A 17,144-nucleotide genomic window follows, 5' to 3' on the forward strand; every position below is an offset into this window, starting at 1 on the left:
GGGCTCGCGCGTCGGGATCCGCGGTCAATCAGCCCGGCGGCCAGTTCATCTGGCGTTGACCCAGCACATGCATATGAATGTGGTAGACGGTTTGGCCGCCCTTTTCATTGCAGTTCATTACCACGCGGAAACCGTCTTCGCAGCCCAGTTCCTTGGCCAGGCGCTGTGCCGTGAACAAAATATGACCTGCCAGCGGCTTGTCTTCTTCGGTCAGGTCGTTAAGCGTGCGGATCGGCTTTTTCGGGATAACCAGAAAGTGGATCGGTGCTTGCGGGGCAATGTCGTGAAAAGCCAGCACTTGATCGTCTTCGTAGATGATCTTGGCGGGTATTTCACGGTTGATGATCTTGGTGAACAGAGTATCCAAAGCTGTGTCTCCGTGAGTGAAGTCCGGTCTGAGTGTACTCAGGGCAGCCAGTTACGCCCAGCCTCGTTAACGAGGGCAGTAGGATTTGTTAACGGAGGCGGCAATTTTTCGCGTCATCCAGCGTGAGAGCAAGCGCGGCAAGCGCGTGATCCAGCGGTTGCGCCGCCCGGGAATAATGATCGCCTTGTTCTTGTCGAGTGCTCGCACCGTGTAGAGCGCCACTTCTTCAGGGGTCATGGCGCTGGTGCTTTGCTTGATGGCATCGGTATTCATCTTGGCCGCATCAAAAAAGCGGGTGCGGGTGATGCCGGGGCAAAGTACTGACACCTTGATGCCGGTTTTTTTCACTTCCTCGCGCAAGCCTTCGGAAAAGTGCAGCACATAGGCCTTGCTGGCAAAGTAGGTGCTCAGCCACGGCCCGGGCTGGAAGGCGGCGATCGAGGACACATTGAGAATCTGCCCGCCGCCCTGAACGGCCATCATGTTGCCGATGGCGTGGCACAAGCGGGTGAGTGCCAGTACGTTGAGTTCGATCAGGTCTTGCTCTGCGCTCCAGTCATGGGCCAGGAACGGGCCGCAAGTGCCGATGCCGGCACAATTGACCAGCAGGTCGATCTGGCGGTCGCCTTCTTCGAGTTCCAGTAAAAAGCCGGACAGGCGCAGGGGCTCGCCAAGGTCACAGGCACGGAACAACACTTCGACACCGAAACGCTGGGTCAGCTCAAGGGCAATGGTTTCCAGCGCATCCCGTTGGCGGGCCACCAAAATCAGGCTGCGCCCACGCCGGGCCAGGGCCTCGGCCAAGGCCAGGCCAATGCCGCTGGTGGCGCCAGTGATTAAAGCGTAACGGGTCATGCTGTTCTCCATTGCAACGGTACAGTCCGGTGACAATGATGTCCCTGGCGTTAACTCGTTCATTAAGGCTGGCAGTCTACAGGCTGTTGCCGTTGACTGCGTTGATCACTGCAGTCATCAGGCCCAAAGCAAGGAGCGCGGCCATTGCGCAAATGCCCAATCCAATCAAGAAGATGGTGATCGCGGCCAGTACGTTGACAGCCCGGCTGTTGGGCGGTGGCGGCGGGCCGTACTTGTTGGGGCCGGGCGTGCCGGGCATCAACAGCATCAAGAGGGTCAGCACCAGGTTGGCCACCGGTACCAGATGCAACAACAGCATCCAGGCGGACCAGTTGAGGTCATGCAAGCGCTGGGCGCCGATTCTCAGGCTGACAATGAAGTAGGCCAGAGTGAGGGTTGCACCGCAGGTCATGCCAAGCGTGGGGGAGACCTTGACCGCGAGCAGCACCAGAAGTGATGTCACCGCGGCGATAATACTGATGACCATGCTCCAGGCCAGCAGCCGCAAACGCCCGATCCGGCCACTGAAGCCCACAGGGTCCAGTGGTGCGTACTGCTCTTGAGGTGTCTTGTCCAGGCTCAGCTCGGGCATGGTGGCTTCCTTGTCCGGGTGTGTTCAACAAAAGCCCGCCGGGATTGGCGGGCTGGTTACTGTCAGTGATGGGGCCACTGTTGGCCCAGCCTCGACGTGAGGTTGAGCGCTTTGCGGTATTCCTCATCAAGGCGTGCGATCAATTGATCGGTGGTTGGCAGGTCGTGGATTTCTCCTACGCCTTGCCCCGCAGACCAGACGGTTTTCCATGCTTTGGCTTCGTCGGTCAGCGGTTTGAGCTTGGTCTCGCTTTTGCCCTGCAGCGCCGCGAGGTCGAAACCTGCGTTTTCCAGGCTTTGGCGCATAAAGCTGGCGGGCACCCCTGACACGGCAGGGGTGTGGATAATATCGGCCGCGCGTGAAGCCAGCAGCATCTCTTTGTAGGCGTCAGGCGCATGGCTCTCTTGGGTCGCGATAAAGCGCGTGCCGAGGTAGGCAAGGTCGGCGCCGATCATCTGTGCTGCCAGGATTTCGTGGCCGTGGTTCAGGCAACCGGAGAGCAGCACGGTTTTGTCGAAGAACTGACGGATTTCGGCCACCAGTGCAAACGGGCTCCAGGTGCCAGCATGGCCACCGGCACCGGCGGCAACGGCAATCAGCCCGTCGACCCCGGCGTCTGCAGCTTTTTCGGCATGCCGGCGGGTGGTGACATCGTGGAACACCAGGCCGCCATAGCTGTGGACGGCATCCACTACCTCTTTGACGGCGCCCAGGCTGGTGATGACGATGGGCACCTTGTGCTCGATGCAGATCGCCAGGTCCGCCTGCAGCCGAGGGTTGCTGTTGTGCACAATCAGGTTCACGGCGTAGGGCGCAGGGTTATCCAATGTGGCGAGGCCGGCTTCGATTTCTTCCAGCCAGGCCTTGAACCCGCTGCTCTCGCGCTGGTTGAGTGCCGGGAAACTGCCCACCACGCCGTTGCGACAGCAGGCCAGCACCAGTTGCGGGTTGGAAATCAGGAACATGGGCGCGGCAACTACCGGCAGGCGCAAGCGTTGTTCAAGCAGGGCGGGCAGCGACATTGGATAACCTCGGATCGTCAGGACGTGAGTTTAAAACGGTTTGACCACCACCAGAATTACGATAGCGAGCAAGAACACCACCGGCACTTCGTTGAACCAGCGATAGAACACATGAGTGCGCGTGTTTTCGCCGCGGGCAAAGCGCTTGACCTGCGCGCCGCACATATGGTGATAGCCGATCAGCAGAAACACCAGTGTCAGCTTGGCATGCATCCAGCCCTGGCTGAGAAAGCCGGGGCTGAGCCACAACAGCCAGCCGCCGAAAATCAGTGTGGCAATCATTGCCGGGCCCATGATGCCGCGATACAGCTTGCGTTCCATGACGCTGAATCGCTCTTTGCTGACAGAATCTTCGCTTTGTGCGTGGTAAACAAACAGGCGTGGCAGGTAAAACAGGCCAGCAAACCAACAGACGATGCTGATGATGTGGAAGGCTTTTAGCCATAGATAAAGCATTTTTAGTTATTCCCAGGTTCACGGTAGATCAAATAGTAGTAGTAGAGCGCCTGTGAGTCACCTTGGCGGTTGTCGCAGGGGCGCGCTGACCCTATTATCGAAGGCTTTCCAGTGGTTTCGTTGAGGGCAGGTTATGGTCAAGGTCGGTATTGTCGGCGGCACGGGTTACACCGGGGTCGAATTGCTGCGTTTGCTGGCACAGCATCCGCAGGCTGAAGTGGTTGTCATCACTTCTCGATCCGAGGCTGGCCTGCCAGTTGCCGACATGTATCCCAACCTGCGCGGCCACTACGACGGCCTCGCCTTCAGTGTGCCGGACACGCAAACCCTGGGTGCGTGCGATGTGGTGTTCTTTGCCACTCCCCACGGCGTAGCCCATGCTCTGGCTGGCGAACTGCTGGCTGCAGGCACCAAGGTCATCGACCTCTCGGCCGACTTCCGTCTGCAGGACGCTGAAGAATGGGCCAAGTGGTACGGCCAGCCGCACGGCGCACCAGAACTGCTGGATGAGGCTGTCTACGGACTGCCGGAAGTCAACCGCGAGCAAATCAAGAAGGCCCGTTTGATCGCCGTACCTGGCTGCTACCCGACTTCAGCCCAACTGGGCTTCTTGCCTTTGCTGGAAGCCGGTCTGGCCGAGACTTCGCAGTTGATTGCTGACTGCAAGTCGGGTGTGAGCGGTGCTGGCCGGGGTGCCAGTGTCGGTGCCTTGTATGCTGAAACGTCAGAAAGCATGAAGGCGTACGCTGTTAAAGGTCATCGTCATTTGCCAGAAATTCGTCAGGGTCTGCGTCGCGCAGCTGGTAAGGATGTGGGGCTGACCTTTGTTCCTCATTTGACCCCGATGATCCGTGGTATCCACTCCACGCTGTATGCCACCGTGACCGATCGCTCGGTTGATCTGCAGGCCTTGTACGAGAAGCGCTACGCCAATGAGCCTTTCGTCGATGTGATGCCGGCCGGCAGCCATCCGGAAACCCGTAGCGTTCGCGGTGCCAACGTGTGCCGGATTGCGGTGCATCGTCCACAGGACGGCGACCTGGTGGTGGTGTTGTCGGTCATCGACAACCTGGTCAAGGGCGCGTCTGGCCAGGCCGTGCAGAACATGAACATCATGTTCGGTCTGGATGAGCGTCTGGGCTTGTCCCATGCCGGGATGCTGCCTTAACGGCGACGGGGTTTCACCCTTCAAGCGGCAAGTGGGCAGAGGCTCACTTGCCGTTGCTACTTATGAATAGTTGACCGCTTTTCTAGGAGAAGCGGATAATGCGCTTCATCACGCATTATGGCGGCATAACGCCGGGAGATAGTCAGCATGAGCGTCGAATCCTTCACCCCCATGGCTTTGCAATTCACCGAAGGTGCTGCGCACAAGGTGAAGAGCCTGGTCGATGAAGAGGGTAATGATCGTTTGAAATTGCGCGTATTCGTTACGGGCGGCGGTTGTTCCGGTTTTCAATATGGCTTCACCTTCGATGAAGAAGTGGCCGACGACGACACCCTGGTTGAGCGCGAAGGCGTAAGCCTGGTGGTTGACCCGATGAGCTTCCAGTACCTGGCGGGTGCCGAGGTGGATTACCAGGAAGGTCTGGAAGGCTCGCGCTTCGTGATCAAGAACCCTAATGCCACCACCACCTGTGGTTGCGGCTCGTCGTTCTCGATCTGATCCCATCGAACAGGCTTCAAGCTCAACGCCGCGTAACTACGCGGCGTTTTGCTGTCTGGGGTTTGGTGGGGAGCGTCAGGCGGGGTAAATGGCGCCCAGCACGCGAAGGCCGCGTGCGCCGGTAACGCTGGGGCGGTTGGTGGGGATGCCTTGCAGGCAACAGTGAGCAAGCCAGGCAAAGGCCATTGCTTCAACCCAGTCAGGGTCCACGCCTTTGGCCTGGGTGCTGCTTACTCGAGCGGGTGCCAATAATTCGCCAAGGCGGGCCATCAAGGCCGCATTATGGGCGCCGCCACCGCATACCAGCAGTTCGTCCGTGTGGGGCTGGGCAGTGCGCAGCGATTGCACGATGGTCTGTGCGGTAAGTTCCAGCAGGGTTGCCTGAACGTCTTCGGCAGGGAAGGTGGGCAGGTTGAACAAATGCTGTTTCAACCATGCGAGGTTGAACACCTCACGACCCGTGCTTTTGGGGCCCTTGGTCTGGAAGAACGGGTCGCTGAGCAGGGCGTTGAGCAACAGTGGCTCAACCTTGCCACTTGCAGCCCAGTCACCATTGCGGTCATAAAGCTCGCCGCGTTGTTCCTGTATCCAGGCATCCAGCAGGACATTGCCCGGGCCGCAGTCGAAGCCGGCAACGGGAGTAGTAGCTGTTATCAGGCTTAAGTTGCTGAAACCGCCTACGTTGAGTACTGCTCTGTTGCCGCTCTCATCGGTAAACAAGGCTTCATGGAAAGCTGGAACCAGAGGCGCGCCCTGGCCACCGGCAGCCACATCACGACGTCGAAAGTCACCGACGACGCAGATGTTGGTCAATTCGGCCAGCAGCGCCGGATTACCGATCTGCACGGTAAAGCCCCGGGCGGGCTCATGGCGAATGGTCTGGCCATGGCTGCCTATCGCGCGGATGTCTGCCGGGGACAGATGCTGTTGTGCCAGGAGCGTGTTGACGCCCTGCGCGGCCAGTTCGACCCAGTGGTTTTCCGCGATTGCACAGCGAGCCACTTCATCCTGGCCGCTGGCGCACAAGCCAAGCAGCTCGCTACGCAGAGCTTGCGGCATGGGGATGTAATGAGTAGCGCGTAGTTCGATGCTATGGCCCAGCTCGATAAGGGCGATGTCCATACCGTCCAGGCTGGTTCCGGACATCACACCTATATAGAGGGCCATGGCTTAGCGCTTGCTCGAGGCCAGAAGGGTGGCCTTTTCCTGGTTCATGCGCGCCATCAATGGCTGGCTCTGCTGCAGGAAGCGAGTGCGCTCTGCTTTGGCGATAGGGTCGGCCATCGGCAGCTTCTGGCCCAGAGGGTCAACGTGTACGCCATTTACCTGGAACTCGTAGTGCAAGTGCGGGCCAGTCGAAAGGCCGGTGGTACCGATATAGCCGATTACCTGACCCTGCTTGACCGAACCGCCGGTCTTCACGCCCTTGGCAAAGCCTTGCATGTGCCCGTAAAGCGTACGGTAAGTGTTGCCGTGCTGAATGATGATGGTGTTGCCGTAACCGCCGCGACGGCCGGCCAAAAGCACTTTGCCATCTCCGGTCGCCTTGATCGGGGTACCGCGCGGCGCAGCGTAATCCACACCTTTGTGGGCGCGGATCTTGTTCAGGATCGGGTGCTTGCGGCCCGAGGAGAAGCGCGAGCTGATGCGGGCAAAATCTACGGGTGTGCGGATAAATGCCTTGCGCATGCTGTTGCCATCAGCGGTGTAGTAATTGCTGATGCCCTGCTTGTTGGTGTAACGCACGGCAGTGAAGGTTTTGCCGCGGTTGGTGAAGCGGGCAGAGAGGATATTGCCGGTACCAACGGTTTTGCCGTTGATCACTTTCTGCTCGTAGATCACTTCAAACTGGTCGCCTGGGCGAATGTCCTGGGCGAAGTCGATGTCGTAGCCGAACACCTTGGCCATATCCATCGTGGTGCTGTGCGGCAAGCCCGCGCGCTGGCCCGAAACAGACAGGGAGCTGCTGATCACGCCGTGTGCATACGCCGAGCGCATGGTTGGCTGGGCCGTTACGCGGCGAAAGGTATAGCCTTTGGCGGTTTTGTTGAGGGTGATGGTCTCAAGGTCGCTGACCTGGCTGTGCAGCTTGTTCAGCTGCTGGCCGTCGGGGCTCATTTCAAATTCGAGTTTCTGGCCGTGCTTGAGCTGGCTGAACTGCTTGGCTTGTTTGTCGCTAGCCAGTACTTCGTGGACGGAGGTCGCGGGCAGGCCGACCTTCTGGAACAGGGTTGAGAGCGTATCACCCTTGCTGACAATCACTTCGCGGTGGCTGGGGGCGGGGGCCGCTTCAGGCTCGACCGTAGCGGTCGCTACCGGTGCGCTGTCCTGCTGTTCGATCTGGGCAAATGGCGATGGATTCGCTTCATTTGTGGCTTGAACGAGCTCGGAAGCGTCTTGTTCTTGTGTCAGTTGTTCTGCCGGGGTTTCCAGCTCCAGATTCAGGGTCGTTCGTTTGGCTTCTACTTCGCTGGAGGGAAATACCAGCAAGGCCAGGCTTAAGAGGGCGGCGATACCACTTGCGGCAAGCAGGTGGGTCTTCGGATAAAGCGGTGGCGCTTTAGGCGGTTGACTGGTCATAGATGATTTTGACTTTGAGATAAGGATGAATTGGAAAAGATGACTGACACATTGAATATGAAATAACTGTATAAAATATAACCAAATCGCCCTTGAAGCAAGTCTGCGAGCTATTCGCGCGCGGATAGTCAGCCGTATGCCCGCCGGAACTTGTAATTAGTCCCTGATCTTGTATCGTTGGTTCCCTTTGAATTTGAGCCTTACGGGTCTGATATGAAGTCGGTTGAAGAGCAGCTAGCGCTAATAAAGCGGGGTGCCGAAGAGGTACTGGTCGAGTCTGAATTGGTCGAGAAACTCAAGCGCGGCCAGCCGTTGCGTATCAAGGCCGGATTCGACCCTACGGCGCCCGATCTGCACTTGGGTCATACCGTACTTATTAACAAGCTGCGCCAGTTTCAGGAGCTGGGCCATCAGGTGATCTTCCTGATTGGTGATTTCACCGGAATGATCGGTGATCCAAGTGGCAAAAGTGCAACGCGTCCACCGCTGACGCGTGAGCAGGTGCTCGAGAACGCCGAGACTTACAAGACTCAGGTGTTCAAGATTCTTGATCCGGCAAAAACCGAGGTGGCATTCAACTCCACCTGGATGGATCAAATGGGGCCTGCCGACTTCATTCGCCTGACTTCCCAATACACAGTTGCTCGCATGCTTGAGCGCGACGACTTCGACAAGCGCTATACCACCAATCAGCCTATCGCCATTCACGAGTTCCTTTATCCGCTGGTACAGGGCTATGACTCGGTTGCGCTCAAGGCGGACGTCGAGTTGGGCGGTACTGACCAGAAGTTCAACTTGCTGATGGGGCGCGAGTTGCAGCGCGGTTACGGTCAGGAAGCGCAGTGCATTGTGACCATGCCTTTGCTTGAAGGCCTGGATGGCGTGAAGAAGATGTCCAAGTCCCTGGGCAACTATGTCGGAATTCAGGAAGCGCCAGGCGTGATGTACAGCAAGCTGGTTTCCATTCCTGATGCCTTGATGTGGCGCTACTTTGAATTGTTGAGCTTCCGTTCCATGGACGAGATCAACGAATTCAAGGCGCAAGTCGAGGCCGGTGCCAACCCTCGCGATATCAAGATCAAGCTGGCCGAAGAGATTGTCGCCCGTTTCCACGGTGAAGAGGCTGCTGCCAATGCCCACCGTGGTGCCGGTAACCGCATGAAGGATGGCGAGCTGCCTGATGATCTGCCGGAGATCGAGCTGACGGCTACTGAGGATATGCCGATTGCAGCTGTCCTTAATAAGGCAGGCCTGGTGAAGAACTCGGCAGTGGCCCGCGACCTGCTGGGTTCGGGTGGTGTGCGTATCGATGGTGAGGTGGTTGATCGCACCTATATATATGCACTGGGTTCGACCCATGTGTGTCAGGCCGGCAAGAAGGCTTTCGCACGAATCACGCTGAAAGCCGAGTAAGGTCGGGGTTTGGGGGTTAATTGATAGGCTTGCTCAATTAACCCTTGACTCGCATTTGTAACTGTCTATAATTCGCCCCACTTCCGGCGCAGTCGAAACGGAAAACTCCTTGAGTTTCAATGAGTTGGATGAGTTTTCGGCGGTGCCAGCTTCAAGTCATCGAAGCAGGAAATGAGGTGTTGACAGCAGCGTGTAACGCTGTAGAATTCGCCTCCCGCTAACGAGAGATCGAAAGCGCAAGTGGTTGATGTTACAGAGGAAACTTTGAAAACATCTTAAAATAACCGCTTGACAGCAACAGAGGCTGCTGTAGAATGCGCGCCTCTGTACAGCGAAAGCTAAACCAACCGCTCTTTAACAACTGAATCAAGCAATTCGTGTGGGTGCTTGTGGAGTCAGACTGATAGTCAACAAGATTATCAGCATCACAAGTTACTCCGCGAGAAATCAAAGATGTAACCAACGATTGCTGAGCCAAGTTTAGGGTTTCTTAAAAACCCAAAGATGTTTGAACTGAAGAGTTTGATCATGGCTCAGATTGAACGCTGGCGGCAGGCCTAACACATGCAAGTCGAGCGGTAGAGAGAAGCTTGCTTCTCTTGAGAGCGGCGGACGGGTGAGTAATACCTAGGAATCTGCCTGATAGTGGGGGATAACGTTCGGAAACGGACGCTAATACCGCATACGTCCTACGGGAGAAAGCAGGGGACCTTCGGGCCTTGCGCTATCAGATGAGCCTAGGTCGGATTAGCTAGTTGGTGAGGTAATGGCTCACCAAGGCTACGATCCGTAACTGGTCTGAGAGGATGATCAGTCACACTGGAACTGAGACACGGTCCAGACTCCTACGGGAGGCAGCAGTGGGGAATATTGGACAATGGGCGAAAGCCTGATCCAGCCATGCCGCGTGTGTGAAGAAGGTCTTCGGATTGTAAAGCACTTTAAGTTGGGAGGAAGGGCATTAACCTAATACGTTGGTGTCTTGACGTTACCGACAGAATAAGCACCGGCTAACTCTGTGCCAGCAGCCGCGGTAATACAGAGGGTGCAAGCGTTAATCGGAATTACTGGGCGTAAAGCGCGCGTAGGTGGTTTGTTAAGTTGGATGTGAAATCCCCGGGCTCAACCTGGGAACTGCATCCAAAACTGGCAAGCTAGAGTATGGTAGAGGGTAGTGGAATTTCCTGTGTAGCGGTGAAATGCGTAGATATAGGAAGGAACACCAGTGGCGAAGGCGACTACCTGGACTGATACTGACACTGAGGTGCGAAAGCGTGGGGAGCAAACAGGATTAGATACCCTGGTAGTCCACGCCGTAAACGATGTCAACTAGCCGTTGGGAGTCTTGAACTCTTAGTGGCGCAGCTAACGCATTAAGTTGACCGCCTGGGGAGTACGGCCGCAAGGTTAAAACTCAAATGAATTGACGGGGGCCCGCACAAGCGGTGGAGCATGTGGTTTAATTCGAAGCAACGCGAAGAACCTTACCAGGCCTTGACATCCAATGAACTTTCTAGAGATAGATTGGTGCCTTCGGGAACATTGAGACAGGTGCTGCATGGCTGTCGTCAGCTCGTGTCGTGAGATGTTGGGTTAAGTCCCGTAACGAGCGCAACCCTTGTCCTTAGTTACCAGCACGTAATGGTGGGCACTCTAAGGAGACTGCCGGTGACAAACCGGAGGAAGGTGGGGATGACGTCAAGTCATCATGGCCCTTACGGCCTGGGCTACACACGTGCTACAATGGTCGGTACAAAGGGTTGCCAAGCCGCGAGGTGGAGCTAATCCCATAAAACCGATCGTAGTCCGGATCGCAGTCTGCAACTCGACTGCGTGAAGTCGGAATCGCTAGTAATCGTGAATCAGAATGTCACGGTGAATACGTTCCCGGGCCTTGTACACACCGCCCGTCACACCATGGGAGTGGGTTGCACCAGAAGTAGCTAGTCTAACCTTCGGGAGGACGGTTACCACGGTGTGATTCATGACTGGGGTGAAGTCGTAACAAGGTAGCCGTAGGGGAACCTGCGGCTGGATCACCTCCTTAATCGACGACATCAGCTGCTCCATAAGTTCCCACACGAATTGCTTGATTCATTGTAGAAGACGAGAACTGCAGAGTTGATCTGCGGTTTGTCTGTCGTAAAGCTTAGAAATGAGCATTCCATCAGATGATGGTGAATGTTGATTTCTGATCTTTTGATTAGATCGTTCTTTAAAAATTTGGGTATGTAATAGAAAGTTAGACTGGATAGCACTTTCACTGGTGTTTATTCAGGCTAAGGTAAAATTTGTGATTGCTCTTAATTGAGCGGCGAATTTTCGGCGAATGTCGTCTTCATAGTATAACCAGATTGCTTGGGGTTATATGGTCAAGTGAAGAAGCGCATACGGTGGATGCCTTGGCAGTCAGAGGCGATGAAAGACGTGGTAGCCTGCGAAAAGCTTCGGGGAGTCGGCAAACAGACTTTGATCCGGAGATGTCTGAATGGGGGAACCCACCTAACATAAGTTAGGTATCTTAAGCTGAATACATAGGCTTAAGAAGCGAACCAGGGGAACTGAAACATCTAAGTACCCTGAGGAAAAGAAATCAACCGAGATTCCCTTAGTAGTGGCGAGCGAACGGGGACCAGCCCTTAAGCTGTATTGATGTTAGCGGAACGCTCTGGAAAGTGCGGCCATAGTGGGTGATAGCCCTGTACGCGAAAACATCTTTGCAGTGAAATCGAGTAGGACGGAGCACGAGAAACTTTGTCTGAATATGGGGGGACCATCCTCCAAGGCTAAATACTACTGACTGACCGATAGTGAACTAGTACCGTGAGGGAAAGGCGAAAAGAACCCCGGAGAGGGGAGTGAAATAGATCCTGAAACCGTATGCGTACAAGCAGTGGGAGCCCACTTTGTTGGGTGACTGCGTACCTTTTGTATAATGGGTCAGCGACTTATTTTCAGTGGCAAGCTTAACCGAATAGGGGAGGCGTAGCGAAAGCGAGTCTTAATAGGGCGTCTAGTCGCTGGGAATAGACCCGAAACCGGGCGATCTATCCATGGGCAGGTTGAAGGTTGGGTAACACTAACTGGAGGACCGAACCGACTACCGTTGAAAAGTTAGCGGATGACCTGTGGATCGGAGTGAAAGGCTAATCAAGCTCGGAGATAGCTGGTTCTCCTCGAAAGCTATTTAGGTAGCGCCTCATGTATCACTGTAGGGGGTAGAGCACTGTTTCGGCTAGGGGGCCATCCCGGCTTACCAAACCGATGCAAACTCCGAATACCTACAAGTGCCGAGCATGGGAGACACACGGCGGGTGCTAACGTCCGTCGTGAAAAGGGAAACAACCCAGACCGTCAGCTAAGGTCCCAAAGTTATGGTTAAGTGGGAAACGATGTGGGAAGGCTTAGACAGCTAGGAGGTTGGCTTAGAAGCAGCCACCCTTTAAAGAAAGCGTAATAGCTCACTAGTCGAGTCGGCCTGCGCGGAAGATTTAACGGGGCTCAAACCATACACCGAAGCTACGGGTATCATCTTAGGATGATGCGGTAGAGGAGCGTTCTGTAAGCCTGTGAAGGTGAGTTGAGAAGCTTGCTGGAGGTATCAGAAGTGCGAATGCTGACATGAGTAACGATAATGGGTGTGAAAAACACCCACGCCGAAAGACCAAGGTTTCCTGCGCAACGTTAATCGACGCAGGGTTAGTCGGTCCCTAAGGCGAGGCTGAAAAGCGTAGTCGATGGAAAACAGGTTAATATTCCTGTACTTCTGGTTATTGCGATGGAGGGACGGAGAAGGCTAGGCCAGCTTGGCGTTGGTTGTCCAAGTTTAAGGTGGTAGGCTGGAATCTTAGGTAAATCCGGGATTCTAAGGCCGAGAGCTGATGACGAGTGTTCTTTTAGAACACGAAGTGGTTGATGCCATGCTTCCAAGAAAAGCTTCTAAGCTTCAGGTAACCAGGAACCGTACCCCAAACCGACACAGGTGGTTGGGTAGAGAATACCAAGGCGCTTGAGAGAACTCGGGTGAAGGAACTAGGCAAAATGGCACCGTAACTTCGGGAGAAGGTGCGCCGATGGAGGTGAAGCATTTACTGCGTAAGCCCCTGTCGGTCGAAGATACCAGGCCGCTGCGACTGTTTATTAAAAACACAGCACTCTGCAAACACGAAAGTGGACGTATAGGGTGTGACGCCTGCCCGGTGCCGGAAGGTTAATTGATGGGGTTAGCTAACGCGAAGCTCTTGATCGAAGCCCCGGTAAACGGCGGCCGTAACTATAACGGTCCTAAGGTAGCGAAATTCCTTGTCGGGTAAGTTCCGACCTGCACGAATGGCGTAACGATGGCGGCGCTGTCTCCACCCGAGACTCAGTGAAATTGAAATCGCTGTGAAGATGCAGTGTATCCGCGGCTAGACGGAAAGACCCCGTGAACCTTTACTATAGCTTTGCACTGGACTTTGAATTTGCTTGTGTAGGATAGGTGGGAGGCTTTGAAGCGTGAACGCCAGTTTGCGTGGAGCCAACCTTGAAATACCACCCTGGCAACTTTGAGGTTCTAACTCAGGTCCGTTATCCGGATCGAGGACAGTGTATGGTGGGTAGTTTGACTGGGGCGGTCTCCTCCTAAAGAGTAACGGAGGAGTACGAAGGTGCGCTCAGACCGGTCGGAAATCGGTCGTAGAGTATAAAGGCAAAAGCGCGCTTGACTGCGAGACAGACACGTCGAGCAGGTACGAAAGTAGGTCTTAGTGATCCGGTGGTTCTGTATGGAAGGGCCATCGCTCAACGGATAAAAGGTACTCCGGGGATAACAGGCTGATACCGCCCAAGAGTTCATATCGACGGCGGTGTTTGGCACCTCGATGTCGGCTCATCACATCCTGGGGCTGAAGCCGGTCCCAAGGGTATGGCTGTTCGCCATTTAAAGTGGTACGCGAGCTGGGTTTAGAACGTCGTGAGACAGTTCGGTCCCTATCTGCCGTGGACGTTTGAGATTTGAGAGGGGCTGCTCCTAGTACGAGAGGACCGGAGTGGACGAACCTCTGGTGTTCCGGTTGTCACGCCAGTGGCATTGCCGGGTAGCTATGTTCGGGAAAGATAACCGCTGAAAGCATCTAAGCGGGAAACTTGCCTCAAGATGAGATCTCACTGGAACCTTGAGTTCCCTAAAGGGCCGTCGAAGACTACGACGTTGATAGGTTGGGTGTGTAAGCGCTGTGAGGCGTTGAGCTAACCAATACTAATTGCCCGTGAGGCTTGACCATATAACACCCAAGCAATTTGCTTAGAAGCAAGTTGCGGTGTGTGAAGACGATACAAACCGAAAGTTTGCGGTTCACAAAACACCAAATCTATTACATACCCATTCGCTGGAGCGTGCGCCGTAAGGCAAACGACCTGGCTACCGAATTTCTTGACGACCATAGAGCATTGGAACCACCTGATCCCATCCCGAACTCAGTAGTGAAACGATGCATCGCCGATGGTAGTGTGGGGTTTCCCCATGTGAGAGTAGGTCATCGTCAAGATTAAATTCCAAACCCCCTGTCTGCTAACGCAGACAGGGGGTTTGTTTTTGTGCGCAGAAAATTTTGGGCAGCGGCCCTTTCTTGTTAACGTCATTGAGTGCGCGTTCTGGCTTGTGGTGACTCGGGGTTTCTATGCAATGGCTCCGCTCATGGCTATTATGCGTGCCTCATTGTGAGGCGATACTTGCATGCTGACGTTGTTGAAACTCCTCAAAGATGGTCGATTCCATTCAGGGCAAGCGCTTGGCGCAGCACTTGGCGTTAGTCGCAGTGCTGTGTGGAAGCAGCTGCAGCACCTGGAAGCGGATCTGAACCTGTCGATTCATAAAGTTCGTGGTCGTGGCTATCAGTTGGCTACACCGCTTGAGCTTCTTGAGCAGGAGCAGTTGGACTCCAGTCCCTGGCCTGTCTTGATTCATCATTCACTCGATTCCACCAATGCCGAGGCATTGCGCGCGATTGACCGTGGGGCTGCGGCGCCGTTTGTGGTCACGGCGGAGCGGCAAACGGCCGGTCGTGGACGCAGAGGCCGCAAATGGGTCAGCCCATTCGCAGAAAATATCTACTACAGCCTGGTCCTGCGCATGGACGGGGGGATGCGTCAGCTTGAGGGGCTTAGCCTTGTGGTTGGCCTGGCAGTGTTGAGCGCGCTTCGGGGTGTCGGTATCACCGATGCAGGCCTCAAATGGCCGAATGACGTGCTGGTGGGCAACAAGAAAATTGCCGGCATCTTGCTTGAGCTGGTCGGGGACCCGGCGGATGTATGCCATGTGGTGCTGGGTATCGGCATTAACGTCAATATGCGCCTGGCCAGCGAGGTCGATCAGGCCTGGACCTCGGTATATCTTGAGTCAGGTCATCTGGTAAACCGCAATGCACTGATTACCAGGCTCAACGATAGCCTGCTTGAGTATCTCAAGCGCCATGCTACCGAGGGTTTCTCGGCGATACAGGCGCAGTGGGAGCAAAATCATTTGTGGCAGGGGCGTGAAGTATCCCTGATAGCTGGCGTGCATCAGGTAGATGGCACTGTCCTGGGGATTGATCAGCAGGGCGCACTGCGCATGAGAGTCAATGGTGAAGAAAAAGTGTATAGCGGTGGTGAGCTGAGCTTGAGGTTGCGCCATGATTCTTGAGATGGACTGTGGCAACAGTTTTATAAAGTGGCGCGCCCTTGACGCTGGAGTGGCTGTAGGCGGTGGTGTGGTCGACTCTGATGCTGCGCTGCTGGCCGCGGTATTGGCCATTCCAGGGTTGGACATAACCCACTGCCGCTTGGTGAGTGTGCGCAGTGATGATGAGACATCGAGCCTGGTCGCCTCCATCATCACGACCTTCGGGGTTGTTGCGCAGTGCGCACAACCTGCAAGAAGTGTGGCTGGTGTCAGCAACGGTTATGAAGAATTTGCCCGTTTGGGGCTCGATCGCTGGCTTGCAGTCGTAGGCGCTTTTGAACTGGCCAAGAGTGCGTGCCTGGTACTGGATTTCGGCACGGCGGTAACGGCGGACTTCGTTGCGGCTGATGGTCAGCACCTGGGCGGGTTTATTTGCCCGGGCATGCCCTTGATGCGCGATCAACTGCGTACCCATACCCGACGTATCAGGTATGACGACCTGTCTGCCGAGCAGGCGTTGCTCCAGCGTAAACCTGGGCGAACGACAGTCGAGGCGGTGGAGCGCGGCTGCTTGCTGATGATGCGGGGCTTTGTGCTGACCCAGCTGGAATTGGCGCGCGAGTACTGGGGGGAGGATTTTGAGGTTTTCCTGACCGGAGGTGACGCAAGCCTGGTGAGGGATATGGTTCCAGACGCTCGCGTGGTGCAAGACCTGGTATTTGTCGGTTTGGCGGTAGTGTGTCCCCTTCCTTGAGGTTTCTATGCGTTGGCTGTTTCTGCTGCTGGTTGTTCTGAATGTCTTTTATTACATATGGCATCAGCAAGAGGCGCCGCTGAGGGCCAAAGAAGTGGTTTCCTTGTCTTTGTACAAGGGCAGTCACCAGGGTATACGCCTGCTTAGCGAGGCGCGACCTGCAGTTGGTGAGACTACATCCCCTGTTGTTCAGGAGCAGGGTGCGCAATGCCTGTTGCTCGCCAATTTACCAACTGAAGAACAGCTGCACAGCCTGCAGCGCAGGTTATCTGATATGGGGGTGCAGTCTGTGCAAGTTGAAGCGCAGCAGCCTGAAATGCCGGGCTACGCCCTCAGGATTGGCCCGCAAGCCACTCCTGCGGCGAGTGAAATGCTTTTGCAGAACCTTGTTAATGAATTCAATGGCTTAAAATACAAAAAAATGCGCTGTGAGGGCTTGCAGGTACCCGATAGTTTGCATAGAATGGCGCCCGCTCCACAGTGAACGCCAAACAGGCTACTAGGTGTGAAGCGAGTCAAGTTGCTAACTTCCTGATTTAATTGAAGAAAGTGGTTGACACCAGGTTAGAATGATGTAGAATTCTAGCCAGCTCAGGAGGGGTTCCCGAGCGGCCAAAGGGATCAGACTGTAAATCTGACGTCTACGACTTCGAAGGTTCGAATCCTTCCCCCTCCACCATATTCAAGCTAGAGCAGCAAGATTTGCGGGTGTAGTTTAGTGGTAGAACCTTAGCCTTCCAAGCTAATGATGCGGGTTCGATTCCCGCCACCCGCTCCAGTCTAGCTGTTTTCGCAA

At 55.2% G+C, this 17,144-nt stretch carries 13 protein-coding genes, 2 tRNA genes and 3 rRNA genes; 11 read left to right on the plus strand and 7 right to left on the minus strand.

Features of this window, described 5'->3' with window-relative positions; genetic code table 11:
* Positions 1 to 28: 28 nt before the first annotated feature.
* The 5 genes from BLU25_RS17145 to hemJ form a co-directional block, all read right to left on the minus strand.
* Positions 29 to 367 carry a histidine triad nucleotide-binding protein gene (locus BLU25_RS17145; protein WP_083369746.1) on the minus strand — a complete coding sequence of 113 codons (339 nt, stop codon included), beginning with the start codon at positions 365 to 367 and terminating at the stop codon, positions 29 to 31.
* 66 nt (positions 368 to 433) lie between these two features.
* Positions 434 to 1,222: an SDR family NAD(P)-dependent oxidoreductase gene (locus BLU25_RS17150; protein WP_016782401.1), complete on the minus strand. Its 789-nt coding sequence runs from the start codon at positions 1,220 to 1,222 to the stop codon at positions 434 to 436.
* Between the two features lie 76 nt (positions 1,223 to 1,298).
* Positions 1,299 to 1,814 carry a DUF805 domain-containing protein gene (locus BLU25_RS17155; RefSeq protein WP_016782400.1) on the minus strand — a complete coding sequence of 172 codons (516 nt, stop codon included), beginning with the start codon at positions 1,812 to 1,814 and terminating at the stop codon, positions 1,299 to 1,301.
* Between the two features lie 62 nt (positions 1,815 to 1,876).
* The gene (locus BLU25_RS17160) at positions 1,877 to 2,836 is read right to left on the minus strand and encodes an NAD(P)H-dependent flavin oxidoreductase (protein WP_016782399.1); all 960 of its coding nucleotides are present in this window, start codon (positions 2,834 to 2,836) and stop codon (positions 1,877 to 1,879) included.
* A gap of 30 nt (positions 2,837 to 2,866) precedes the next feature.
* Positions 2,867 to 3,292, minus strand: coding sequence for a protoporphyrinogen oxidase HemJ (hemJ, locus tag BLU25_RS17165; RefSeq protein WP_016782398.1), 426 nt, complete (start codon positions 3,290 to 3,292; stop codon positions 2,867 to 2,869).
* 133 nt (positions 3,293 to 3,425) lie between these two features.
* Here hemJ and argC point away from each other — a divergent pair, with 133 nt between their 5' ends.
* A complete protein-coding gene (gene argC, locus BLU25_RS17170) occupies positions 3,426 to 4,460 on the plus strand; it encodes an N-acetyl-gamma-glutamyl-phosphate reductase (RefSeq protein ID WP_016782397.1) in 1,035 nt (344 codons plus the stop codon).
* Between the two features lie 147 nt (positions 4,461 to 4,607).
* Entirely contained in the window at positions 4,608 to 4,958 is a 351-nt protein-coding gene (erpA, locus tag BLU25_RS17175) for an iron-sulfur cluster insertion protein ErpA (RefSeq protein WP_016782396.1), read from the plus strand.
* A 75-nt stretch (positions 4,959 to 5,033) separates the two neighbouring features.
* On the opposite strand, the gene BLU25_RS17180 is transcribed toward erpA, so the two are convergent.
* Both BLU25_RS17180 and BLU25_RS17185 read right to left on the minus strand, forming a co-directional pair.
* On the minus strand, positions 5,034 to 6,125 hold the full coding sequence (locus tag BLU25_RS17180) for an anhydro-N-acetylmuramic acid kinase (RefSeq protein WP_016782395.1): 1,092 nt from the start codon (positions 6,123 to 6,125) through the stop codon (positions 5,034 to 5,036).
* A gap of 3 nt (positions 6,126 to 6,128) precedes the next feature.
* Positions 6,129 to 7,538, minus strand: a complete 1,410-nt coding sequence (locus BLU25_RS17185; RefSeq protein ID WP_016782394.1) for a peptidoglycan DD-metalloendopeptidase family protein — start codon at positions 7,536 to 7,538, stop codon at positions 6,129 to 6,131.
* A gap of 213 nt (positions 7,539 to 7,751) precedes the next feature.
* Between BLU25_RS17185 and tyrS the strand changes: the two genes are divergently transcribed.
* The 9 genes from tyrS to BLU25_RS17235 all read left to right on the plus strand — a co-directional run bounded on the left by tyrS (position 7,752) and on the right by BLU25_RS17235 (position 17,126).
* Positions 7,752 to 8,951, plus strand: coding sequence for a tyrosine--tRNA ligase (tyrS, locus tag BLU25_RS17190; protein ID WP_016782393.1), 1,200 nt, complete (start codon positions 7,752 to 7,754; stop codon positions 8,949 to 8,951).
* A gap of 510 nt (positions 8,952 to 9,461) precedes the next feature.
* A 16S ribosomal RNA gene (locus BLU25_RS17200) occupies positions 9,462 to 10,998 on the plus strand.
* A gap of 323 nt (positions 10,999 to 11,321) precedes the next feature.
* Positions 11,322 to 14,215: ribosomal RNA gene (locus tag BLU25_RS17205) — 23S ribosomal RNA — on the plus strand.
* Positions 14,216 to 14,363: 148 nt separating this feature from the next.
* Positions 14,364 to 14,479: ribosomal RNA gene (rrf, locus tag BLU25_RS17210) — 5S ribosomal RNA — on the plus strand.
* The 16S, 23S and 5S rRNA genes sit together here, the layout of an rRNA operon.
* Before the next feature lie 188 nt (positions 14,480 to 14,667).
* Positions 14,668 to 15,615: a bifunctional biotin--[acetyl-CoA-carboxylase] ligase/biotin operon repressor BirA gene (gene birA / locus BLU25_RS17215; RefSeq protein WP_029611190.1), complete on the plus strand. Its 948-nt coding sequence runs from the start codon at positions 14,668 to 14,670 to the stop codon at positions 15,613 to 15,615.
* Positions 15,605 to 16,348: a pantothenate kinase gene (locus tag BLU25_RS17220; protein ID WP_029611191.1), complete on the plus strand. Its 744-nt coding sequence runs from the start codon at positions 15,605 to 15,607 to the stop codon at positions 16,346 to 16,348. Before birA ends, BLU25_RS17220 begins: the two co-directional genes overlap by 11 nt.
* A gap of 7 nt (positions 16,349 to 16,355) precedes the next feature.
* Positions 16,356 to 16,832, plus strand: a complete 477-nt coding sequence (locus BLU25_RS17225; RefSeq protein ID WP_016779164.1) for a hypothetical protein — start codon at positions 16,356 to 16,358, stop codon at positions 16,830 to 16,832.
* Positions 16,833 to 16,942: 110 nt separating this feature from the next.
* Positions 16,943 to 17,027: transfer RNA gene (locus BLU25_RS17230), tRNA-Tyr, on the plus strand.
* Between the two features lie 25 nt (positions 17,028 to 17,052).
* Positions 17,053 to 17,126, plus strand: a tRNA-Gly gene (locus BLU25_RS17235).
* The last annotated feature ends 18 nt before the right edge of the window (positions 17,127 to 17,144 follow it).

The sequence above is a fragment of the Pseudomonas fragi genome, from assembly GCF_900105835.1.
GTDB lineage: Bacteria > Pseudomonadota > Gammaproteobacteria > Pseudomonadales > Pseudomonadaceae > Aquipseudomonas > Aquipseudomonas fragi.

Coding starts and splice junctions, on each gene's coding strand:
- BLU25_RS17155 (WP_016782400.1), bottom strand. CDS start 1,814: ATGCCCGAGCTGAGCCTGGACAAGACACCTCAAGAGCAGTACGCACCA.
- birA (WP_029611190.1), top strand. CDS start 14,668: ATGCTGACGTTGTTGAAACTCCTCAAAGATGGTCGATTCCATTCAGGG.
- hemJ (WP_016782398.1), bottom strand. CDS start 3,292: ATGCTTTATCTATGGCTAAAAGCCTTCCACATCATCAGCATCGTCTGT.
- BLU25_RS17220 (WP_029611191.1), top strand. CDS start 15,605: ATGATTCTTGAGATGGACTGTGGCAACAGTTTTATAAAGTGGCGCGCC.
- BLU25_RS17225 (WP_016779164.1), top strand. CDS start 16,356: ATGCGTTGGCTGTTTCTGCTGCTGGTTGTTCTGAATGTCTTTTATTAC.
- BLU25_RS17180 (WP_016782395.1), bottom strand. CDS start 6,125: ATGGCCCTCTATATAGGTGTGATGTCCGGAACCAGCCTGGACGGTATG.
- BLU25_RS17150 (WP_016782401.1), bottom strand. CDS start 1,222: ATGACCCGTTACGCTTTAATCACTGGCGCCACCAGCGGCATTGGCCTG.
- BLU25_RS17160 (WP_016782399.1), bottom strand. CDS start 2,836: ATGTCGCTGCCCGCCCTGCTTGAACAACGCTTGCGCCTGCCGGTAGTT.
- erpA (WP_016782396.1), top strand. CDS start 4,608: ATGAGCGTCGAATCCTTCACCCCCATGGCTTTGCAATTCACCGAAGGT.
- tyrS (WP_016782393.1), top strand. CDS start 7,752: ATGAAGTCGGTTGAAGAGCAGCTAGCGCTAATAAAGCGGGGTGCCGAA.
- argC (WP_016782397.1), top strand. CDS start 3,426: ATGGTCAAGGTCGGTATTGTCGGCGGCACGGGTTACACCGGGGTCGAA.
- BLU25_RS17185 (WP_016782394.1), bottom strand. CDS start 7,538: ATGACCAGTCAACCGCCTAAAGCGCCACCGCTTTATCCGAAGACCCAC.